The sequence below is a fragment of the Roseicyclus sp. genome, from assembly GCF_018402035.1.
Classification (GTDB): Bacteria; Pseudomonadota; Alphaproteobacteria; order Rhodobacterales; family Rhodobacteraceae; genus Roseicyclus.
Genome location: NZ_JAGYJN010000011.1, coordinates 25,009 through 47,784, shown reverse-complemented (window position 1 = coordinate 47,784; position 22,776 = coordinate 25,009). Strand labels below are relative to the sequence as shown.

Here is a 22,776-nt window from a genome sequence, read left to right as displayed (position 1 = left end):
ATGAACACCGACCATACGCTCGAAGAAGTGGGCCAGCAATTCAGCGTGACCCGCGAACGCATCCGCCAGATCGAAGCCAAGGCTTTGCGGAAGCTCAAGCACCCAAGCCGGTCGCGGAAGCTACGTTCTTTCCTTGATCAGTAGGGTGGGCATTTTGCCCACCACAGCACAGCGCGGTGGGCGGGATTGCCCATCCGCAGGGAAAAAATAATGCGCCGCCTTCTCGATGCTCTGCCGCTTTGGATGCTGGTTGTGGCTTGCCTCACGCTTGGCCTCGCCCCCTTTACCCCCGAGCCGCATATCTGGGAAAAGCTCAAGATGCTGGCGGCGGGGGAATTGCGCCAAGCCATCGATATCTTCGACCTGCTCCTGCATGGGCTGCCGTGGCTGTTGCTATTCGCCAAGCTGATCCTGACACGCCGTGCTGTGTAGGGCGCGCCCTACCCCTTCAACCGATCCAGCATCTCGGCCGCTGCCGCGTCTGGGGTCATCTCACCTGCGGCCACCTGTGCGGCCATGGCGGCCATCGCGGATTTGACGGCTGGATCACCGCGCAGACGGGCCAAAAGCCCCGCGCGCACCTCTTGGTCGAACCAATGCGCGGCCTGTTCGGCGCGGCGGCGGTCCCACCAACCCTGATCCTTGCGCCAGCGCGCCAAGGTCTGCATCTCATCCCAAGCCTGCGCGATCCCGTCGCCTGTCACCGCCGAGACGGGCAGCGCCTTGGGGAACCCCTCCGGGTCTTGTGGGCGTTTGCGGAGCAACCGCAGCGCGCCTGCGTAATCGGCGACGGTGCGGGTCGCGGCCGGTTTCAAATCGCCATCGGCCTTGTTGACCAAAATCAGATCGGCCATCTCCATGATGCCGCGCTTGACGCCTTGCAACTCATCCCCGCCTGCCGGGGCCAAAAGCAGGACGAACAGATCGCAAATCTCGGCCACCATCGTCTCGGATTGGCCGACACCCACGGTCTCGATCAACACCACATCAAACCCTGCCGCCTCGCAAAGCGCCACCGCCTCGCGGGTGCGGCGCGCGATACCGCCCAGATGGGTGGCCGAGGGCGATGGGCGGATAAAGGCCGCAGCCTCGCGGCTGAGCAGTTCCATCCGTGTCTTGTCGCCCAAGATCGAGCCCCCCGAGCGCGCCGAGGAAGGATCGACCGCCAAGACCGCGACCTTGAGGCCCGCGCCCACCAGCGCCATGCCAAAGGCCTCGATAAAGGTGGATTTGCCCACGCCGGGCGTGCCTGAAAGGCCGATCCGCAAGGCTTGGCGGCCATGGCCGCGCAGCGCCTCGATCAGGGCGGTGGCCTGTGTGCGGTGATCGGCACGGGTGCTTTCGACAAGCGTCACGGCACGGGCCAGCGCGCGGCGCTCACCCGCAAGGATGCGGGGGGCCAGATCATCGCCGCCTTGTACCTGTTCCGCCATCGCTCTGCGCGCCTTCCTCTCCGCCACCCCGGTCGCCCGGTGTTGGACTATCTGCCCCGGCAAAGCGCGGCATGTCCAGTGCAACTGCCCGGCTTTGGTGTTGACGCTGATGGGCGCTGCACCGCATGTGGCGGCGATCAGGCCAGAACCACGGGATTGCGCGCGCCTTGCCCCTGCCCATCGACGATATCTTGCCCGCACTTTGCGCCGCAATCGCGGCCAAGGGGCGTGCCGTGCTGCAAGCCCCGCCGGGGGCAGGCAAAACGACAGGTGTGCCGCTGGCGCTATTGGGCCAGATCAAGGGCCGCATCGTCATGCTGGAACCCCGCCGCTTGGCCGCGCGCGCCGCCGCCGAGCGGATGGCCGAAACCTTGGGCGAGGCCGTGGGCCAAACCGTGGGTTACCGTATGCGCGGCGAAAGCGTGGTGGGGCCAGACACGCGCATCGAGGTGGTGACCGAAGGCATCCTGACCCGGATGTTGCAAGACGCCCCCGACCTGCCCGGTGTGGGCTGCGTGATCTTTGACGAATTCCACGAACGCTCGCTCAACGCCGATCTGGGGCTGGCCCTGACATGGGAGGTCGCCCAAGCGCTGCGCCCCGATCTTGCGATTGTCGTGATGTCGGCCACGCTGGATGCCGCCCCCGTGGCGGCGCTTTTGGGCGATGCGCCGCTGTTAAGCTCAGAAGGTCGCGCCTTTCCGGTTGCGACCCGCCATCTCGACCATCCCCTGCCCAAGGATCGCCGTTTGGAGGATGGGGTCATCGATCTGATCTTGCACGCACTTGGCGAGGCCGAGGGGGGATGCCTTGTGTTTTTGCCGGGCGAAGGCGAGATACGCCGCACCGCTGCGCGCCTTGTAGGCCGCCTGCCCGGTGATGTGGCGCTGCATCTGCTTTACGGCGCGATGCCCTTTGCCGATCAGCGCGCGGCCATCGCGCCCGCGGTGCAAGGGCGCAAGCTGGTGCTGGCCACCGCCATCGCCGAGACCTCGCTGACCATCGCGGATGTGCGCATTGTCGTCGATGCAGGCCGCGCGCGGCGGGCGCGCTTCGATCCGGGATCGGGGATGTCGCGGCTTGTGACCGAACCCGTCAGCCGGGCCGAGGCCGATCAGCGGCGCGGCCGCGCGGGCCGGGTTGCACCGGGCATCTGCTACCGGATGTGGACCAAGGGCGCCGAGGGCGCGCTGCCCGCTTTCCCGCCGCCTGAGATTGCGGCGGCCGATCTGGCGGGCTTGGCGTTGGAGCTGGCAGTTTGGGGCGGGGCCGAGGGGCTGGCCTTTCTGACACCACCCCCCGAAGGCGCGCTGGCCGAGGCGCGGGCGCTCTTGGCAGAGTTGGGCGCTTTGGATGCGGCGGGGCGGATCACCGATCATGGCCGGGCGCTGGCGCGCCTGCCGCTCCATCCAAGGCTGGGGCATCTGGTGCTGCGCGGGGGGCGCGGCGCGGCGCGCTTGGCAGCGCTTCTTGCCGCGCGCGATCCGTTGCGCGAGCGGGGTGTCGATCTGGCGCTGCGCCTGCGCGCGCTGGACGATCCGGGCGGCATGGGGGCCGATCGCGGCGCGGTCGCCCAGATCAGGGAAGAGGCCAAGCGCCTGAAGCGCTTTGAGCGCGGCGATGCGGCCCTTGGACTTGGGGGGCAGGCCGCACTCGCCTATCCCGACCGGGTGGGCCTGCGCCGTGCGGGCGATGCGGCCCGCTATGTGCTCTCGGGCGGCAAGGGCGCGGTGATGCCGGATGGCGACGCATTGGCCGGCCAACGCCTGATCGTGGCCACCGATCTTGATGGCGACCCGCGCGAGGCGCGTATCCGCCAAGCGGTCAGCATCAGCGAGGCGGAATTGCGCGCCATCCATGCGGACCAGATCATCTGGCGCAATCAATGCCACTGGTCCAAGCGCCACCGCCGGGTCGAGGCCCAGCAACAGGAGGTCTTTGGCGCGCTGGTGCTGGCCGAACGCCCGTGGCGCGACGCCCCCCCCGAGGCGATGGCAGACGCGCTGATGGAGGGTATCCGCGATCTGGGGTTAGCATGTTTAGGCTGGAGCGCGCGGGCGCGGCTTTTGCGGGCGCGCATCGCCGCCTCGGGTCTGGCTGATGTTGGGGATGGGGCACTGTTGGCGGGGCTCGAAGACTGGGCCGCGCCCTATCTCGGGGCTGCGCGCAATGCCGCCGATCTGGGCCGCTTTGATCCGCATGATGCGCTGGTCGCGTGGTTGGGCCACACCATGCTGCGCGAGGTCGAACGGCTGGCACCCGCCACATGGCAAAGCCCGCTTGGTCGTGCGATCGCCATTGATTATTCCGGTGCCGTGCCCGAGGTGGCGCTGCGCCTGCAAGAAGTGTTCGGCACCACCACTCATCCCCGGATCGGCCAAGATCGGGTGCCACTCAAGATGGTGCTGCTCTCGCCGGGCGGCCAGCCCGTGCAGGTCACGACGGATTTACCGGGATTCTGGGACGGATCCTATACGGATGTGCGCAAGCAGATGCGCGCGCGCTACCCGCGCCATCCTTGGCCGGAAGACCCAAGATCAGCCGATCCCACCTTGCGGGCAAAGCCGCGCGGAGGATAGGGCTGCAGTGGGGGCGCTGCCCCCGCCCCTTCGGGGCCCCCCCGGAGTATTTTTGAAGCAAAGAAGGGCCAAGCATGCAGGACGGGTCAGTGCCCATCGTCAAGGAGCTGGTGCTGGTGGGCGGCGGCCATGCCCATGCGCTGGTCCTCAGACGTTGGGGGATGCGGCCTGTGCCCGGTGTGCGGGTGACGCTGATCAACCCCGGGCCAAGCGCGCCCTATACCGGCATGCTGCCCGGCCATATCGCGGGGCATTACGCGCGCGATGCGCTTGAGATCGATCTGGTGCGGCTGGCGCGCTTTGCGGGTGCGCGGCTGGTCTTGGGGGCGGTTGAGTTGATCGATCCGGTGGCGCGGCGCGTATCGGTGGCAGGGCGCGCGCCGATGGCCTATGACCTTTTGTCGCTTGATATCGGGATCACCTCGGATATGGCCGCGCTGCCGGGTTTTGCGGAACATGGCGTGGCGGCCAAGCCGCTGGGGCGTTTTGCAGACCGCTGGGCCAGCTATTGCGCGGGCGACGCTGCGGCCCGCATCGCGGTGATCGGTGGCGGTGTGGCGGGGGTGGAACTGGCGCTGGCCTGTGCGCATCGGATGCAGGGCTTAGGGCGCGCGGCAGAGGTCTCGGTGATCGACAGGGGCCAGATCCTCAAGGGTTGGCCGGGGCGCGGGCGGCTCTTGGCGGCGATGGACGCGCATGGCATCGCGCGGATCGAAGGGGCGGTGCCTGTGGCAGTGACCGCAGATGGTGTGATGCTGGAAGATGGGCGGCGGATCGCGTCCGATTTCACCATCGGTGCTGCGGGTGCCGTGCCGCATGGGTGGCTGGCACATTGTGGCATGGCGCTGCATGACGGCTATCTGGTGGTGGATGACCAGCTGAGATCGATCAGCCACCCCGAGATCTATGGCGCGGGCGATTGTGTGCATCTGCGCGACACCCCCCGCCCCAAAGCCGGTGTTTTCGCCGTGCGCGCGGCCCCGGTTCTCGCGTGGAACCTGCGCGCCGATCTGACGGGCGCGCAGCGCCACAGCTTTCGCCCACAGCGCGATTTCCTGAAGCTGGTGTCTTTGGGCGGCAAGCATGCGCTGGCCGAAAAGGCCGGCTGGACATGGTCCGGCCCTGCCATGTGGCGTTGGAAAGATGCAATCGACCGCCGCTTTATGGAGAAACTGCGCAACTTGCCCGCGATGGCGCATGTAGGCCCGCCGCGCGGTGCTGCGCGTGGTGTGGCCCAAGAGATGGCGGGCCCTGCCCCATGCGGCGGCTGTGGGGCGAAGCTTGGCGCTGGTGCGTTGACGGGGATCTTGGGCGGCCAGCCCGGCGATGATGCGGCGGTGCTGACGACGGGCGGGGTGCGCCAAGTGATCTCGACCGACCATCTGCGCGCCTTTGCCCATGACCCGGTGCTGGTCGCACGCGTTGCTGCCATCCATGCGATGGGCGATATCTGGGCGATGGGGGCCACCCCGCAAGCCGCCGTTGCCAGCGTGATCTTACCGCGCATGGCGGCGCGGTTGCAGGGCGCGTGGCTGGACGAGGTGATGGCGGCAGCACGCGTTGTTTTCGCCGCTGAGGGCGCCGAGATCGTCGGCGGCCATTCCTCGATGGGGGTGGAGTTGACGCTGGGCTTTACCGTTACGGGGCTGCTTGATCGCGCGCCGATCACGCTGGGCGGTGCGCGTGCGGGTGACGCGCTGATCCTGAGCCGTGGCATCGGCACGGGCGTGGTGCTGGCCGGTGACATGCAGATGCGCGCCCATGGCGCAGAGGTCGCGGCCGTTTGGGCGCAGATGTCCACGCCACAGGGCGATGCGGCGGCAATCCTTGCCCCTCATGCCCATGCGATGACCGATGTGACGGGCTTTGGTCTGGCCGGGCATTTGGGCAATATCTGCACCGCCTCGGGCGTGGGAGCGGAGGTTTGGCTTGACGCAGTGCCGCTTTTGCCCGGTGCCTTGCGGCTTTCCGAGGCGGGTCTGCGCTCTACGCTTTTTGCACAGAACCAAGCAGCACTGGCCGGGCGGGTCGCGGTGGCCGATACCCCCCTTGGCGCGCTGGTTTTCGACCCGCAAACGGCGGGGGGGCTATTGGCAGCGGTCCCTGCCGATCTGGCCGCTGGTTTGGTCGCAGGCTTACGCGCCGCTGGCCATGATGCGGCACAGATCGGCGCGGTGACAGCCACACCGCAAATGATTTTTCGCTGAAGCCAGACAGGATGCCGGTCGTCCAGCACGGCATCTGCTCTGGACAGGGCCGCCATGGCCCCTAGTGTCAGGGGCAACAAGGATGGATGGATCAAGGGGCAAGAAGATGCGCAAATTCGGGACAAGCCAACCCATCACACGGCTGGAAGATCGGCGTTTTCTGACCGGGCAGGGGCAATATGTTGATGATGTCGCCCCCGATGATGCCTTGTATGGCTATGTATTTCGCAGCCCCGAGGCGCATGGCCGGATCGAACGACTAGATGTCACGCAAGCCCGCAGCGCGCCGGGTGTGCATCTGGTGCTGACCGCGGCTGATCTGGCCACAGCCGGGCTGAAGAACGCGATGCGCTTTGCCGTGGTCCAAACCGCCGGTGGATCGCCGGTGGCCAAACCTGATCGCCCGATCCTTGTGACCGACAAGGTGCGGTTTGTGGGCGATGCGGTGGCCTTTATCGTGGCCGATAGCGTGGCCGCTGCCAAGGATGCGGCCGAGTTGATCGCGCTTGATATTGTAGCCGAACCGGTCAAGCTCGACCTCGCGCCGGGTGGCGCGGTGGTGCATGCCGAGGCGCCCGACAATATCGCTTATGATTTCACCATGGGCGACGATGCCGCAACGCAAGCATCACTGGCCAAGGCCGCCCATGTGGTCACGCACAAAAGCCATGACAACCGGATCATCGTCAACAGCCTTGAGCCGCGCGGCTGTTTTGCCGAGACGGTCGATGGGCGGCTGCATCTGGCCTTCAACGGGCAAGGTGTCTGGGGGGCAAAGGGCGATCTAATGCGCCTTTTCGGCCTCGAGGCCAAGGATGTGCGCGTCACCAATCCCGATGTCGGCGGCGGCTTTGGGATGAAGGCGATGGGATACCCTGAGCATTTCCTTGTGGCCCATGCCTGTCGCGTGCTGGGCCGGCCTGTGCGCTGGATGTCGGAACGCACCGAGGCGATGCTTTCCGACAATGCAGGGCGCGATCTGGATGTCACCATTACCTTGGGTTTTGACGCGGATCTCAAGATGGTCGCTTTTCACACTGACAGTATCTCGAACCTCGGGGCCTATGTCTCGCAGTTCGGACAGAACATCCAATCCTCGCTCTATTCCAAGGTCTTGACCGGCACCTATGATGTGCAGACCTACTTCTTCCGCAACCGCGGGGTGTTCACCAACACGACCCAAGTCGATGCCTATCGCGGCGCGGGCAGACCCGAGGCGATCTATGCGCTTGAGCGCGCGATGGATTTCGCCGCGCGCCAATTGGGCGTCGACCCGCTCGAGCTGCGGCGGCGCAATTTCATTCCGACAGCGGCATTCCCTTATCGCAGCGCCACGGGCGAGCTTTACGATGTGGGCGATTTCCACAAGGTCTTGGCCCGCGCCGAGGAAGCCGCCGATCTGACGGGTTTCGCCGCGCGCAAGGCGGCCTCTGCGGCCAAGGGACGGCTGCGCGGGCTCGGCACCTGCTATTACATCGAAAGCATCCTTGGCGATCCGCAGGAAACCGCGATGATCGAACTGACCGCGACGGTGGCCAAGGTTTATGTCGGCACCCAATCGAACGGGCAAGGGCATGAAACCGTCTATGCCCAGCTGTTGCATGATCAAACCGGCCTGCCGCTTGAGCAGATCGAGATCGTGCAAGGCGACAGCGACCAGATCGCCAAGGGCGGTGGCACGGGCGGGTCGCGCTCGGTCACGGTGCAGGGCATGGCGATGCGCGCCACCGCCGAGACGCTGATCACCGGGCTCTGCGCCTTTCTCGATGAGGATATGGACCAGCGCGAGACCAGCTTTGACGCGGAGGAGGGCGTGTTTCGCGCCCCCGGCTCCAACGTCGTGATCACCTTGCTTGAGGCCGCAGGCCGCGCCAAATCCGCCGGGCGCGCGGAATTGACCAAGGTGACCGAGACCCGCACCCTGCCCGGTCGGTCCTATCCCAATGGCTGCCATATCACCGAGGTCGAGATCGACCCCGAGACCGGCACGACACGGGTCGACCGCTACACCGTCGTCGATGATTTCGGCAATCTGATGAACCCAAGGCTGGCCGAGGGGCAGGTGCATGGCGGCGTGGTCCAAGGGATCGGGCAGGCCATCAGCGAGCATGTCGTCTATGACAGCGAGGGGCAGCTTTTGACCGCGACCTTCATGGATTACGGCATGCCGCGCGCCGATGACACGCCGTTCATCGCCTTTTACACCGAATGCGTGCCGTCCACGGCCAACCCCTTGGGCATGAAGGGCTGCGGCGAGGCGGGCACGGTCGGCGCTCTGGCGGCGGTGGCCAATGCGGTGCAAGACGCGCTTTGGCCCTTGGGCATCCGGCAGGTGGACATGCCCTTCACCCCGTCCCGCGTCTGGGGGATGTTGCAACATGGCAAGGCGAGTGCGGCCGCGTGAGCGCCTAAGACAATGGTTCAGGGGCCAAGCTGGCCCCGCCCATTTTGCGCCTGTGCCACCCAGCCCCACGACGCATGTCGTGTTGCTTGACGGGACAATGTCGCAGCTCACCCATGGGCAAGAGACGCATATCGGGCTGACCTATCTGCTCTTGCGCGAGATCGCGGCGGCGGCCCAGCTTTCCATCCATTATGAGCCGGGCATCCAATGGCAAAGCTGGCGGCGCACCCATGAGGTGATCGCGGGTGTAGGTCTGAACCGCCAGATCAAGCGCGCCTATCAGTTCTTGGCGCGCGGCTACCGGCCCGGCGACCGGATCATCCTGATGGGCTATTCGCGCGGCGCTTATGCAGTGCGCTCGCTTGCGGGGATGATCGACCGGGTGGGCCTGTTGCGGCCCGCGCATCTGGACCGCGACACGGTGGAGCGGCACTACGCGCTTTACCGCGCGGCCCCCGAGAGCGATCAGGCCCAAAGCCTGAAACAGCGCTTGTGCCATGGGGATGTGCCGATTGCCTTTCTGGGGGCCTATGACACGGTGCGCCCATCGGGTATCGACCTTTTCGGGCTGTGGCAGATCGTGCCGGCACCCCATGCCTTTCACACAGATGCGGTTGGCCAGTCGGTCATGGTCGCGCGCCAAGCGCTGGCCTTGCAAGAGACGCGGGCCGCGTTTCACCCGATGATCTGGACAACCACCCAAACACAGGCTGCCAGCGGGCAAGTGCAACAGATGTGGTTTCGTGGCACCCATGGCGATGTCGGGGGCCAGCTGGGCGGGCTTGGCTGGGCGCGACCCTTGGCCAATATCGCGCTGATCTGGATGTTGTCCGAGGCGGCGCGCGCGGGCCTTGCCCTGCCCATGCTATGGCGTCAGCGTTTCATCACCGATGCCAATGCGCCGGGGATCGGGATGAACCGTGGCATTGGAAAGCTCTTTGTTTTGCGCCGCCCAAGGCCGATTGGCCAAGACCCATCCGAAGTGCTGCATCCCAGCGCGCTGACGCTGGGCCGCGCCTTGGGGATGACTGGCCTACGCGCCATGCCGCTGTGAGGGGGCAAGATAGTCAGGCGGCAAAGATATCTTGCGGGTAGCCGACCCCGGTCAGAAACAGCCCATCGGGTGGGGCGACAGGCCCGCAAGCGGCCCGGTCGCACGCGCGCAGCGCCATGGCCATCTGATCGGGATGCCACGCGCCCGCGCCCACGCGCTCGAGCGAGCCCGTGATGGAGCGGACCTGATTGTGCAAGAAGGACCGCGCGCGCAGGTGGATCTCGATTGTTTGGCCATTCGGGGTGGCCCTCTCCTCGATCATGATCTCGTCGAGGGTTTTCACAGGGCTTGCCGCTTGGCACATGGCCGCGCGGAAGGTGGTGAAATCATGCCGCCCCAGCAAATGCGCCGCAGCTTGGCGCATCGCGCCCAGATCGAGGTCATGGCGCAGATGCCACGCCTGCCCGCGCTGATGGACCAAGGGCGCGCGGCGACAGATCAGCTGATAGGTATAGCGCCGCTCGATGGCCGAGAAGCGCGCATGCCAGTCGTCGGGCACCCGCGTACAGGCCACAACAGCAACAGGCGCGGGCTTGAGATGCCAATTGATCGCCTCGGACAGGCGATAGGGGTCCCAATCGCGCGCCATATCGCATTGGGCCACCTGCCCTGTCGCATGCACGCCTGCATCGGTGCGACCGGCGGCAGCGACGGATGGCACATCAGCCTCGAGGGCGGCCAAAGCCACCTCGAGCGCGCCTTGCACCGTGGGCAGGCCCGATTGGCGTTGCCACCCGGCAAAGGGCGCACCGTCATATTCCAATTTCAGCGCATAGCGAGGCATGGGCCGCGACATAGGCCCAAAGCCCCCCCGCCGCCAAGGGGCAAACGCGTTCCGCCTGCCCTCTCGCAATCGGGCGCAGCGATGCTTACTGTCTGACCAACACAGTGAGAGGTTGCCCCATTTGGTCATCAGGACGATCACACAAGCGCTTGGCCATCAGATCGCGGATGTCTCGCATGGTGTCACCGGGCTCTTCTCGGCACCGGTGATCCGGCTGGGCGTCACCGGCTTGAGCCGGGCAGGCAAGACCGTGTTCATCACCTCGCTGGTGGCCAATCTGCTGGAACGCGGGCGGATGCCGGGGTTGGAGGCCGCGCGCATGGGCCGGATCGAGGCGGCCTATCTGCAACCCCAGCCCGATGATACCGTGCCGCGCTTTGATTTTGAAAACCATCTGGCGGCTTTGACAGGGGCATCGCCGCATTGGCCGGAAAGCACCCGCGCCGTGTCGGAATTGCGGGTCTCGTTCAGGGTCAGGCCGGGGGGGATTTTGGCGGGGCTGACCGGGCCGCGCATCGTGCATCTCGATATCGTGGACTACCCCGGTGAATGGCTGCTCGATCTGGGGTTGCTTTCGCTGAGCTATGGCGCTTGGTCGCGCGCCGCCTTGGCGCGCGCGGCCGTACAGCCCGAAGCAGCGGCTTATGTGCAGCTTTTGGCCAAAGCCGCACCCGATGCACCGCATGATGAGCCGCAGCTTGCAGCCCTTGCAAAAGCTTGGGCCGCCTATCTGCGCGCCGCGCAACAGGCAGGTTTTGCCGATTGCACACCGGGCCGCTTCTTGTTGCCCGGCGATCTGGAGGGTAGCCCCGCGCTGACCTTTGCGCCCCTGCCACCCGGACCTGCGCCACGCGGATCGCTGGCGCGCGAATGTGAACGCCGTTTCGAGGCCTATAAGGCGCAAGTGGTCAAACCGTTCTTCCGCGCCCATTTTGCCCGGATCGATCGCCAAGTGGTGCTTGTCGATGTCTTGGAGGCGGTCCATCGCGGGCCAAACGCCCTTGCCGATCTCCGCCATGCGATGGCCGGGATCTTGTCGGCCTTTCGGACCGGGCGCACGACATTCTTGGCGGGGTTGATGGGACAAAGCCGGGTCGACAAGATCTTGTTTGCCGCAACCAAGGCCGATCATTTGCACCACAGCCAGCATGACCGCTTGGCCGCGCTCATGGGCGCGCTTTTAGGCGATGCGCGCAGACGGGCCGATTTTACGGGCGCGCGCACCCATGCCATGGCATTGGCAGCCCTGCGCAGTACGGTCGAGGAAAGCCGCGAGATCGACGGGGTGATGCATGATCTGGTGCGCGGCACCTTGCTGGAGACGGGCGCGCAGGTGGCGCTCCATCCCGGCGATCTGCCACAAGACCCCAGCCAAATCTTGGCCAGCACCCCAGAGGGCGCGCCGCAATGGGTGGCGGGCGATTACGCGGTGATGCGCTTTGCACCTGTGGCCGGGACGTTGCGCGCAGGCGACGGCCCGCCGCATATCCGCCTTGACCGGGCGGCGGAGTTTCTTTTGGGGGATCGGCTGTGATCTCTGCGTCACCTCAGCGGGGGGCGCTGCCCCCCGGCGCCTTTGGCGCCACCCCCCGGGATATTTATGAAACGAAGAAGCGAGGGGCTTGGCGATGACGATCCGCAAAGGCCCGGTGATGATCGCGATCAGCGATCCCGCGCCGATCTTGCCGCAAGAAGCCCCCTTGCCGCCCGATGCGGCCGCTTTGCCCGAGGGGCGCGCGATGATCTTGGCCGCGCAATTGGCCGCAAAGCGGCCGAGCTTTTTGGCGCGGCTCTTTTGGCGCGCGGCGGCGGGGTTGATCACGCTGATGGCGGGGATCGCGGCATGGGATTTCATCACCGCAATTTTGGCGGCGCGCCCCTTGCTTGGGTGGCTGGCTTTGGTGCTGGTGGGGCTGGTGATGGTGAGTTTCACTGGGCTCGCGCTGCGCGAATGGCTTGCCTTTCGCAGGCTTGGGCGGCTCGATCAGCTCCGCGCGGCAGCCCTTGGCGCGCAGGCAACCGGCGATTTGGCGGCGGCGCGAGAGGTAGTCGTCCAGCTTGAGGCGCTTTATCGGGCGCGGCCCGAATTGGCAGGCGCGCGCGCCGATCTGGCGCGTCAACGCGATGACATCTTTGATGTGACCGCCTTGTTTGCTTTGGCCGAGGCGCGTTTGCTGTCGCCCTTGGATCATGCTGCGCGGCTGGAGATCGAGGCCGCCTGCCGCCAAGTCGCCACGGTGACGGCATTGGTGCCCATCGCGCTTGCCGATATGCTGGCCGCACTCACCGGCAATATCCGCATGATCCGGCGCATCGCCGAGATCTATGGCGGGCGCTCGGGCCCCTTGGGGGCGTGGCGGCTGACGCGGGCGGTTCTGAGCCATCTGGTGGCCACGGGGGCGGTGGCCATCGGCGACGATCTGATCGGCTCGGTCGCCGGTGGCTCGGTCCTGTCCAAGATCTCGCGCCGCTTTGGCGAAGGGGTGGTCAATGGCGCGCTCACCGCGCGGGTGGGTGTGGCCGCGATGGAGGTTTGCCGCCCCCTCCCCTTTGGACCGGGACAAAGACCGGGGGTAAGCGCGCTGCTCCGCCGGGCGCTGACGGGGCTTTTCGGGTCGGGGACGGGGTGACAATCGCCAAGGCGCGCGGCAAGAGTGGGCGATGAGCCAATCCCACCGAGATCGCCCACTGCTTGGCATCGTCTTGATGCTGGGCTTTTGCTTGCTCATCCCATTTTCGGATGCGCTGGCCAAGCTGTTGGGCGATCAATTCCCGCTGTGGCAGTTGATCATGGTGCGCTTTCTCGCGCAGGCGGGGCTATTGCTGCCCTTGGCGCTGTGGCGCGGCGCGGTGATTTTTCCCAGCACACGGGTGGTGCGGCTGGCCGCGATGCGCAGTGTGCTACAGATTTGCGGCATCGCGATGATGTTCAGCGCGCTGCGCTTTTTGCCTCTCGCCGATGCGGTGGCGATTGCCTTTGTCATGCCTTTCATCATGCTGATCCTTGGCCATTATGTGCTGGGCGAGCAGGTGGGGCCGCGGCGGCTGGCGGCGTGTACGGTGGGGTTCATCGGCACGCTGATGGTGATGCAACCAAGTTTTGCCGCCGTGGGGTGGCCGGCACTTTTGCCACTGGCGGTGGCGGTGGTCTTTGCGCTGTTCATGCTGGTCACCCGCCAGATTGCCAAAGAGATCGACCCCATCGCGCTCCAAGGCTTGGGAGGCATCATCGGCCTGCCGCTTCTTGGGGTGCTCTGGTTCTTGCCCGCATGGGGTGGCAGCCCGCCGCTGATCGGCTGGATCGCACCGCCCGATCAGGCCGCAGTTTGGCTGTTGATCGCGCTTGGGATCACCGGATCGCTGGGGCATTTGTTAATGAGTTGGTCGCTGCGCTTTGCGCCTGCATCGACATTGGCACCGATGCAATATCTGGAAATCCCGATGGCGGCCCTTGTCGGGCTTGTGCTGTTTGCCGAGTTTCCCAACGGCTTGGCTTTGGCGGGGATCGCGGTGACCATCGCGGCGGGGCTTTACATCGTGGCGCGAGAGCGACGGCTGAGCCGCGCGGATTGAGTGCGCGCAAGGCAATGCGCATCGGCACGGCCTAGCCTGATGGCATGCCGCAAGAACATGGCCATAGCCCGGCGGAGGTCGCGGAACGGATTGGTGCGCCCGCAGGGCGTGGGTATCTGCGCGACACGATCTATGGGGCGATTGACGGGGCGGTGACAACCTTTGCCATCGTGGCGGGTGTGGCCGGGGCCGCATTGCCGACGGGCGTGATCCTTGCGCTGGGGCTGGCTAACCTCTTGGCAGACGGGTTTTCCATGGCGGCGGGCAATTACGCAGGCACCAAGGCCGAGCGCGACGACGCAAACCGGCTAGCGCAGGTCGAACGCCGCCATCTGGCTGAAAACCCCGAGGGCGAACGGGCCGAGATCCGCGAGATCTTGCGCCGCAAAGGGTTGCGTGGCGATGTCTTGGAACAGGCGACCGCGCAGATCGCAGGTGACACGGCGGCGGCGGTCGCGCTGATGCTGAGCGATGAATACGGGCTTGCCCCGGTCGCGCCGCGCCCCTTGCGGGCGGCGCTGGCGACATTTGGGGCCTTTGTGGGCGCGGGGTCGGTGCCGCTTGTCCCCTTCGTGCTGGGATGGGGTGATGCTTTTGCGCTGGCCGCCGCGATGACCTTGGCGGTGTTTTTCGCCATCGGTGCCGCCAAAAGCCTGTGGTCCGAGGCACCATGGTGGCGCTCGGGCCTTGAGACATTGGCCATTGGCGGGGCAGCGGCAATGGTGGCCTTTGCGGTGGGGCGGCTCTTTGCGCCCTGAGCCCCCTTTACCCGGCGGGGGTGCGGGCCTATACCGCCACGCATGACGCATATCGTGGTTCAGATCATTCGAATTACGGGCCCGGCGCTCTGATCCAGTGAGCCGCCGGGATTGAGGTGCTTGAGCAATCGCACCGCCGCCATTATTGCCCACTCATCCGAAAGATAGGGAGCGCCCGAGATGTGCGCCGATACGCCGAACCTGGACTACAAGGACACGCTGAACCTACCCCAGACCGAATTTCCGATGCGCGCGGGCCTGCCTCAGCGCGAGCCGGGCTGGCTTGCCCGCTGGGAAGAGATCGGGGTTTACGACCGCCTGCGCGAAAAGGCGGCTGGCAGAAAGCCGTTCACCCTGCATGATGGCCCCCCCTATGCGAACGGGCATCTGCACATTGGCCATGCGCTGAACAAGATCCTCAAGGATATGGTCGTGCGCTCGCAGCAGATGTCGGGCTTTGATGCGCGCTATATCCCCGGCTGGGATTGTCACGGCCTGCCCATCGAATGGAAGATCGAAGAGGCGTACCGCGCCAAGGGCCAAGACAAGGACAAGATCGACGTTGTCGATTTCCGCCAAGAATGTCGCCGCTTTGCCGAGGGCTGGATCGATATTCAACGCGAGGAATTCAAGCGGCTGGGCATCACCGGCACATGGGACAAGCCCTATCTGACGATGGATTTCCACGCCGAGCGCGTGATCGCCGAGGAATTTCAGAAATTCCTGATGAACGGCGCGCTTTATCAAGGGTCCAAGCCCGTGATGTGGTCGCCCGTGGAGAAGACCGCATTGGCCGAGGCCGAGGTGGAATATCACGACCGCCAGACCGATGCCGTTTGGGTGCCCTTCCGCGTTGTGCCCGCAAGCGAGAAGATGGCGCTTTTGGACGCAGAGCCCACGGCCTTTAACGATGCGCTGCACGGGATGGCCACAAGCGATCTTGATCGCGCAAAGGTCGTGATCTGGACAACCACGCCGTGGACCCTGCCGCAAAACCGCGCGATCTGTTTTGGGCCCGAGATTTCTTATGGGCTATACGAGATCACGGCCCGGCCCGAAGAATGTTGGGCGCGGATCGGGGATTACTACCTGATCGCCGACAAGCTGGCCGATGATGCGCTGGGGGCCATGCGGCTGGAACCCGGCCAGTATCGCCGCCTGCGCGCTGTGGCGGCGGATGAGCTGGCGGCCCTGACCTGTGCGCACCCCTTGCGCGGGGCCGAGGGGGCAGATGGCGAATGGGATTATGATGTGCCGCTATTTGCTGGCGATCATGTGACCGATGATGCCGGCACGGGCTTTGTCCACACTGCGCCCAGCCATGGCGATGACGACTTCGAGATCGGGCGCAAGCATGGGCTGGCGATGACATGGAACATTTTGGACGATTCCAGCTATCGCCCCGACCTGCCGTTTTTTGCCGGTCAGCGGATCATCAAGGAAGATGGCAAGCCGGGCGGTGCCAACAAGGTCGTGATCGACAAGCTGGTCGAGGTCGGCGGGCTATTGGGGCGTCGGCGTATCACGATTTCGGATGCACATTCTTGGCGGTCGAAAGCGCCGGTGATCCGGCTGAACCGTCCGCAGTGGTTCGCCGCCATCGACAAGCCCTTGGGCGATGGGATGGATCAATATGGGCAGTCGATCAGGCAACGCGCGCTGACGTCCATCGACCAACTCGTGCAGTGGACGCCCCAAACCGGGCGCAACAGGCTCTATTCCATGATCGAGGCGCGGCCCGATTGGGTACTCTCGCGTCAACGTGCATGGGGCGTGCCGCTGACCTGTTTCACGAAAAAGGGCGCCGCACCCACCGACCCCGATTTCTTGCTGCGCGATCCACAAGTAAACGCCCGTATCCTTGACGCCTTCGAGGCCGAAGGGGCCGATGCGTGGTATCAGCCCGGCGCCAAGGCGCGTTTCTTGGGCGATGCCTATGACCCCGAGGCATGGGATCAGGTGTTCGACATTCTCGATGTGTGGTTCGACTCAGGCTCTACCCATGCTTTCGTCTTGCGCGACCGCGAGGATGGCAGCGTGGATGGTATTGCGGACCTATACCTAGAAGGCACCGACCAGCACCGGGGATGGTTCCATTCCTCGATGCTGCAAGCTTGCGGCACCATCGGGCGCGCGCCTTATCGCGCCGTGCTGACCCATGGCTTCACTCTGGATGAAAAGGGCATGAAAATGTCCAAATCCATCGGCAACACGGTCGCGCCGCAAGCGGTGATCGACCAATATGGTGCCGATATCTTGCGGCTTTGGGTGGCGCAGTCCGATTATACCGTCGATCTGCGCATCGGGCCGGAAATCCTGAAAGGTGTGGCCGACAGCTATCGCCGCTTGCGCAACACCATGCGTTTCTTGCTGGGCTCACTTGCCGATGTGACCCCGGCAGACCGCGTGGCCCCGGCGGATATGCCAGAGTTGGAACAATGGGTGCTGCACCGCTTGTCCGAACTCGATGAGACCGTGCGCAAGGGCTATGCCGCTTACGATTTCCAAGGCGTGTTCCAAGCGCTGTTCAACTTCGCCACCACGGATTTGTCGGCCTTCTATTTCGACATCCGCAAAGACGCGCTTTATTGCGACGGCGACACAGCCCGCCGCCGCGCCGCACGCACCGTTTTGGAGATGCTCTTCGAGCGGCTGACCACATGGCTTGCCCCCGTCTTGGTCTTCACCATGGAAGAAGTCTGGCTCGAGCGGCATCCGGGTGCGGACAGCTCGGTTCATCTGCAAGATTTCCCAGAAACTCCGGCGGAATGGCGGAATGACGCGCTGGCGGCGAAATGGGCCGATATCCGTCGCGTGCGCCGCGTCGTGACCGCAGCACTTGAGATCCAGCGCCAAGACAAGGTCATCGGTGCCAGCCTTGAGGCCGCACCGCTCTTGCAAGTGGCTGACCCCGCGCTGGCCGCGATGCTGCAAGCGCTTGATATCGCAGATCTGTGCATCACCAGCGATCTGAGCGTGATGGCGGGCGAGCCACAGGCCGACGCCTTCCGCCTTGATGATCCGGGGCTGGGCGTGGTGTTCCACAAAGCCGAGGGCGAGAAATGCCAGCGCTGCTGGAAAATCCTGCCCGATGTGGGAAGCCACAGCCACCCCGGCGTCTGCGGGCGCTGTGATACGGCCTTGGGCTGAGATCAAAGGGCGGCCCGCAAGGCCGCCCTTTTTGCAAGAATGCACAAGTCTTTGTGCCTTGGGTTTCACAACGGCCCGCCCTAGTTTGAGCGCACCATCAATAGGAGAGCCGCCATGTCCGACGCAGAAACATACACACCGCCCAAGGTCTGGATCTGGGACAAGGAAAATGGCGGCAAATGGGCCGGGCTGAACCGCCCCATCGCGGGGGCGACCCATGACAAGGATCTGCCGGTGGGCCGCCATCCCTTCCAGCTTTACTCCATGGGCACGCCCAATGGGGTGAAGGTCACCGTGATGTTCGAGGAATTGCTGGCCGCAGGGCATGCCGCCGAATATGACGCGTGGCTGATCCGCATCGGCAATGGCGACCAGTTTGGGAGCGGTTTTGTCGAGGTGAACCCCAATTCCAAGATCCCCGCGCTGATGGACCGCTCTGGCCCCGCGCCTGTGCGGGTCTTTGAATCCGGCGCGATCTTGATGCATCTGGCCGAAAAATTCGGCGCCTTCTTGGGCCAGCCCGAGGATCGGCCAGAGCTGCTCTCATGGCTGATGTGGCAGATGGGCAGCGCGCCTTACCTTGGCGGCGGCTTCGGGCATTTCTACGCCTATGCCCCCTTCCCGATGGAATACCCGATCAACCGCTTCGCGATGGAGGCCAAGCGCCAGATGGATGTGCTAAACCGTCATCTGGAAGGGCGCGACTGGATGCTGGGCGAGAGCTATTCCATCGCCGATATCGCGATCTGTCCTTGGTATGGGCGGCTTGCCCTTGGCGAGGCCTATGAGGCGGGCGAGTTCCTATCGGTGCATGAATACCCCAATGTCATCGCATGGGCCGAGCGCTTCTTTGCCCGCCCCGCCGTGGCGCGGGGGCGGATGGTCAACAAGACATTCGGCCCGCTGGAAACCCAGCTATGGGAACGCCACGCGGCGGGCGATTTCGACACAAACACGCAAGATAAGCTGCAAGGCTGAGGCGGAGAGCGAAAAACTCCAGTTTTTCGCATGGGAAAACTGGAGTTTTCCCCGCCGTTTTCCGCGAGGAAAACGGCACCCTTCCAAAATGCGATCACCTCACAGGCTTATCCACAGAGTCAGGCCGGATGCCATGTCACTTTCGCATCACCCGCTTGCATCACGCCCTCAGCCCGGTCAAAGCGCAGATAGGCGATGGCTTGCCCGCCTGCTTGGGTGAAAAGCGTGCCTGCGGGTTTGTCGCCCGCCATGATCTCGGTGCCGATCGGGGCCGCACCCGTAACCGCAACCGTCACCAGACCTTTGCGCAATTCGGTCTTATGCTTCATGCGCGCCGTCACCTCTTGGCCGACATAGCAGCCCTTGCGGTGATCGACGCCGCCCATCCGGTCGAACCCGCACTCAAGGATATAGCTGTCGTCAGCGATCAACTCGACGCCCGTCTCGGGGATGCAGGCGGCGACGCGCAGCGCGTCCCAATCGATGCTGGGCGCACCGCCCGCCATACCATAGCCGCGCCAGCCAAGGCTGGCATCGCGCGGATCGGCCCATGCCCCTTCGGGCGCATCGCCCAAGCCGCGCACCACGGACAGGCCACTGTCGGCAATGCCGACATCGGCGCGCAGCCGATACATCATCAAGCGCTGCGCCAGACCTTGCGCCAGATCGGCCTTCACATCGAGCAAGATATCCGCGCCGCGATTGAGCAAGAAGAAATCCGCCAGATATTTCCCCTGCGGTGTCAGAAGCGCGGAATAGACCAACCCCGTTCCCGCCGCGCCCAGATCGCGGGTGACCAGACCATGCAGAAACTTCTCCCGGTCAGCGCCCGTGATGCATAACACCATGCGATCTGTCGTCACTTCACCTTGCATCCCTGCCTCCTGCACTGCTTTGCACAACAGCTAATCATCTGCGCGCCCCGCGCCAAGCCATCGCCGCTGATTGACCCTGCCAAGGGCGCGATCTACCACAGGCGTATCCGTGTCGAAGGAATTCCAACATGAGCCTAGCCAATGGCCGCCATTACCTTGCCATCCCCGGCCCCTCGGTCATGCCCGACCGCGTGCTGCAGGCGATGCACCGCCCCGCGCCAAATATCTATACCGGCGAGTTGGTCGATCTGACCCATAGCCTTGTGCCCGACCTCAAGTCCGTGGCGCGCACCAGCCATCATGTCGCGATGTATATCGCCAATGGTCACGGGGTTTGGGAAGCGGCGCTTGCCAATACGCTTTCGCGCGGCGACAAGATCTTGATCCTTGCCACCGGGCGTTTCTGCCTTGGCTGGGGCGAGATGGCGGCCGCCATGCATATCGACTGCGAGATCATCGATTTCGGCCAGCGCGCCGATATCGACATGGACCGCGTGGCAACCGCACTTGCCGCCGACAAGGCGCACAAGATCAAGGCCGTGATGGCCGTACAGGTCGATACCTCAACCAGCGTGCGCAACGATATTCTGGCTTTGCGCAAAACACTCGATGCAGCCGGCCACCCGGCGCTGTTGTTCTCGGACAATATCGCCTGTCTGGCCTGCGATGCGTTCCACATGGATGATTGGGGCGTCGATGTGATGGTGACAGGCAGCCAAAAGGGGCTGATGACGCCGCCCGGCATGGGTTTTGTCTTTTTCAACGACAAGGCCGACCGTGCGCGCGACCGGGCTGATTTGGCGACATCCTACTGGGATTGGCGCCCACGCATGGCGCCTGATGAATACTATAAATTCTTCAACGGCACGGCACCCACCCATCACCTTTATGGGCTGCGCGAAGCGCTCGACATGATCAAGGAAGAGGGGATCGAGAATGTCTGGCACCGCCATGCGACGCTGGCGCGCGCGGTCTGGGCTGCGCTTGATACATGGGGCGCGGGCGGGCCGGTGCGCGCCAATATCGCCGATCCCGCCAAGCGCAGCCATGCGGTCACGACCGCCAATTTCGGCGCGGGCAATGGTCTGCGCCTGCGCGATTGGATGACCGCCAATGCGGGCGTGACGCTTGGCATTCCCTTGGGTGGTGTCGAAGGCACGGGTGGCCGGAAAGAAGATTTCTTGCGCATCGGCCATATGGGCCATGTGAACGCCCATATGGTCATGGGCGTTCTGGCGGGGCTTCAGGCCGGGATGGCGGCGCTGCAGATTCCGCATGGCGCGGGCGGGCTTGACGCAGCGGTGCAGGTGATCGCCGAAGGCTGATGCGCCTCAGAACCCGTTCTTCGCCAGCCAAGCGCGCATCCACGCGATCTCGACCTCTTGCGCGTCAATGATCTGTTGGGCCAGCGCGCGCACCTCGGCATCGGCGCCATGGTCCAGCACGACCCGGGCCATGGCCACAGCCCCTTCGTGATGGGGGATCATGCCACGGATGAAATCGGCATCCGCATTGCCGCTATAGGCAATGTCCATGTCGCGGTGCATCGCGTCATTGACGGCACGATACGCATCCTCGGCCGGGCCGGTCGATGATGTTTGCATCGCGCCATGGCCTGCATGCCCGCCACCATGTTGGGAATGATCCATCTGGGCGATACCAACCCCTGTGACGATGGCAATCAATGCGGCGGCGGCGAGGCCAAGCTTTACGGTGCGGTTCATGGTTTCGTTCTCCTGTTTCGTGCGCCATGCCTGCTTCCAGCAACAGGAAGGCAATTCACGAAGCCGTGAGGGATGCCTCGGCCAATGCGACGGGCAAGGCGGCGGCAAAAGCCGCAAGATCTGCCGGTGTCCCGGCTGAAACGCGGATGCAGCGGTCTTGCGGGGGCGTGAAGGGCATGCGCACGAAAATGCCGCGCGCAACCAACCCCGCCAACACCGCGCGCGCAAACGCCCCGTCGCGCCCGCAATCGATGGTCACGAAATTCGTGGCCGAAGGCAGGGGCACCAGCCCATTGTCGCGGGCGATGGCGGCAATCGCCGCGCGCGCCTCGGCAATCCCCGCGACGGTCGCACGCAGATGATCTTGATCGCCCAAAGCGGCCAGCGCCGCCGCCTGCGCCACACGGCCCATGCCGAAATGGTGGCGGATCTTGTTGAAGGCATTCGCAAAATCGACATGCGCCAGCCCATAACCCACACGTAGCCCCGCGAGGCCATAAGCCTTGGAAAAGGTCCGCAAACGGATGACACGCGGATGGGTCATATCCAGCGGCGGAATGGCACCATCGGGGGCGGTGTCGGCATAGGCCTCGTCCAGTGCCAGAACGGCGCCATCGGGCAGCGCGTCGATCATGCGCTGCACAATGGCCGCGTCATGCCAGCTTCCCATCGGGTTGTCGGGATTGGCGAAATAGATGAGCTTCGCGTCAACCGCCCGCGCCTTTGCCAAAAGCGCCTCGGGGTCTTCGTGGTCGCCCGCATAGGCCACCTTATGCAGCACGCCACCAAAGCCCGTCACATGGTAGTTGAACGTCGGATAAGCCCCGTCCGAAGTGACAACAGCGTCACCCGGCGCGATCAGCAGGCGCACCAGATAGCCCAATAGCCCGTCGATCCCCTCGCCCACCACGACATTGGCGCGGGTCACACCGTGATGCGTCGCGATCGCTTCGCGCAGATCGTAAAGCTCAGGATCGCCATACATCCACGCCTCGCCCGCCGCCTTTTGCATCGCCGCAATGGCGTGCGGGCTGGGGCCAAAGACGCTTTCATTCGCACCAATCCGCGCCACAAAAGCCGCGCCGCGCGCGCGCTCTTGCGCCTCGGGCCCAACAAAGGGGACAGATGCGGGCAAGGTCTCGACAAGTGCGGTGTAGCGGGGCGTTTTCATGGCCAAGTTGAAAAGCCGAAATCCCGCCTCTGCGCAAGGGCCACATCAGGACCAAAACTGACGCATTGCCCAAGCGCGCGGGGATT

At 64.7% G+C, this 22,776-nt stretch carries 18 protein-coding genes; 13 read left to right on the top strand and 5 right to left on the bottom strand.

Translation table 11 applies throughout. The features are described 5' to 3' along the window. Together KG698_RS13255 and KG698_RS13250 are read left to right on the top strand one after the other, a co-directional pair. Positions 1–144: sigma factor-like helix-turn-helix DNA-binding protein (locus tag KG698_RS13255; protein WP_300983999.1), on the top strand; the 144-nt coding region annotated here is incomplete at its 5' end. 66 nt (positions 145–210) lie between these two features. After that, a complete protein-coding gene (locus KG698_RS13250; protein WP_213686046.1) occupies positions 211–432 on the top strand; it encodes an RND transporter in 222 nt (73 codons plus the stop codon). Between the two features lie 8 nt (positions 433–440). Here KG698_RS13250 and meaB read toward each other — a convergent pair whose 3' ends face one another. Beyond that, a complete protein-coding gene (gene meaB, locus KG698_RS13245) occupies positions 441–1,433 on the bottom strand; it encodes a methylmalonyl Co-A mutase-associated GTPase MeaB (protein WP_213686045.1) in 993 nt (330 codons plus the stop codon). A gap of 125 nt (positions 1,434–1,558) precedes the next feature. Here meaB and hrpB point away from each other — a divergent pair, with 125 nt between their 5' ends. The 4 genes from hrpB (at position 1,559) to KG698_RS13225 (ending at position 9,677) form a co-directional block, all read left to right on the top strand. Then, the gene (gene hrpB, locus KG698_RS13240) at positions 1,559–4,012 is read left to right on the top strand and encodes an ATP-dependent helicase HrpB (protein ID WP_213686044.1); all 2,454 of its coding nucleotides are present in this window, start codon (positions 1,559–1,561) and stop codon (positions 4,010–4,012) included. Between the two features lie 74 nt (positions 4,013–4,086). Beyond that, on the top strand, positions 4,087–6,219 hold the full coding sequence (selD, locus tag KG698_RS13235; protein ID WP_213686043.1) for a selenide, water dikinase SelD: 2,133 nt from the start codon (positions 4,087–4,089) through the stop codon (positions 6,217–6,219). Between the two features lie 106 nt (positions 6,220–6,325). Further along, positions 6,326–8,623 carry a xanthine dehydrogenase family protein molybdopterin-binding subunit gene (locus KG698_RS13230; protein WP_213686042.1) on the top strand — a complete coding sequence of 766 codons (2,298 nt, stop codon included), beginning with the start codon at positions 6,326–6,328 and terminating at the stop codon, positions 8,621–8,623. Further along, positions 8,511–9,677, top strand: a complete 1,167-nt coding sequence (locus tag KG698_RS13225; protein ID WP_367114107.1) for a DUF2235 domain-containing protein — start codon at positions 8,511–8,513, stop codon at positions 9,675–9,677. The genes KG698_RS13230 and KG698_RS13225 overlap by 113 nt, the downstream gene beginning before the upstream one ends. Positions 9,678–9,690: 13 nt before the next feature. Here KG698_RS13225 and truA read toward each other — a convergent pair whose 3' ends face one another. Continuing rightward, a complete protein-coding gene (gene truA, locus KG698_RS13220) occupies positions 9,691–10,461 on the bottom strand; it encodes a tRNA pseudouridine(38-40) synthase TruA (RefSeq protein WP_213686040.1) in 771 nt (256 codons plus the stop codon). A 160-nt stretch (positions 10,462–10,621) separates the two neighbouring features. Here truA and KG698_RS13215 point away from each other — a divergent pair, with 160 nt between their 5' ends. The 6 genes from KG698_RS13215 (at position 10,622) to yghU (ending at position 18,920) form a co-directional block, all read left to right on the top strand. Further along, positions 10,622–11,995 (top strand): YcjX family protein, encoded by a 1,374-nt coding sequence (locus KG698_RS13215; protein WP_367114109.1) that lies wholly within the window; start codon positions 10,622–10,624, stop codon positions 11,993–11,995. A 94-nt stretch (positions 11,996–12,089) separates the two neighbouring features. Continuing rightward, positions 12,090–13,091, top strand: a complete 1,002-nt coding sequence (locus KG698_RS13210; RefSeq protein ID WP_213686038.1) for a YcjF family protein — start codon at positions 12,090–12,092, stop codon at positions 13,089–13,091. Positions 13,092–13,122: 31 nt separating this feature from the next. After that, on the top strand, positions 13,123–14,034 hold the full coding sequence (locus KG698_RS13205; RefSeq protein ID WP_213686037.1) for a DMT family transporter: 912 nt from the start codon (positions 13,123–13,125) through the stop codon (positions 14,032–14,034). A gap of 44 nt (positions 14,035–14,078) precedes the next feature. Next, the gene (locus tag KG698_RS13200) at positions 14,079–14,792 is read left to right on the top strand and encodes a VIT1/CCC1 transporter family protein (RefSeq protein ID WP_213686036.1); all 714 of its coding nucleotides are present in this window, start codon (positions 14,079–14,081) and stop codon (positions 14,790–14,792) included. A gap of 180 nt (positions 14,793–14,972) precedes the next feature. Further along, entirely contained in the window at positions 14,973–17,942 is a 2,970-nt protein-coding gene (gene ileS, locus KG698_RS13195; RefSeq protein ID WP_213686035.1) for an isoleucine--tRNA ligase, read from the top strand. Between the two features lie 114 nt (positions 17,943–18,056). Next, positions 18,057–18,920 carry a glutathione-dependent disulfide-bond oxidoreductase gene (gene yghU / locus KG698_RS13190; RefSeq protein ID WP_213686034.1) on the top strand — a complete coding sequence of 288 codons (864 nt, stop codon included), beginning with the start codon at positions 18,057–18,059 and terminating at the stop codon, positions 18,918–18,920. A gap of 119 nt (positions 18,921–19,039) precedes the next feature. On the opposite strand, the gene KG698_RS13185 is transcribed toward yghU, so the two are convergent. Next, positions 19,040–19,795: a folate-binding protein gene (locus KG698_RS13185; protein ID WP_213686033.1), complete on the bottom strand. Its 756-nt coding sequence runs from the start codon at positions 19,793–19,795 to the stop codon at positions 19,040–19,042. Positions 19,796–19,923: 128 nt separating this feature from the next. On the opposite strand from KG698_RS13185, the gene KG698_RS13180 reads away from it, so the two are divergent. Next, positions 19,924–21,120 carry an aminotransferase class V-fold PLP-dependent enzyme gene (locus KG698_RS13180; RefSeq protein WP_213686032.1) on the top strand — a complete coding sequence of 399 codons (1,197 nt, stop codon included), beginning with the start codon at positions 19,924–19,926 and terminating at the stop codon, positions 21,118–21,120. 6 nt (positions 21,121–21,126) lie between these two features. On the opposite strand, the gene KG698_RS13175 is transcribed toward KG698_RS13180, so the two are convergent. Further along, complete coding sequence (locus KG698_RS13175) at positions 21,127–21,573, bottom strand: DUF305 domain-containing protein (RefSeq protein WP_300983986.1); 447 nt, start codon at positions 21,571–21,573, stop codon at positions 21,127–21,129. A 1-nt stretch (position 21,574) separates the two neighbouring features. Beyond that, entirely contained in the window at positions 21,575–22,690 is a 1,116-nt protein-coding gene (locus tag KG698_RS13170; protein WP_213686030.1) for a pyridoxal phosphate-dependent aminotransferase, read from the bottom strand. Between the last annotated feature and the right edge of the window lie 86 nt (positions 22,691–22,776).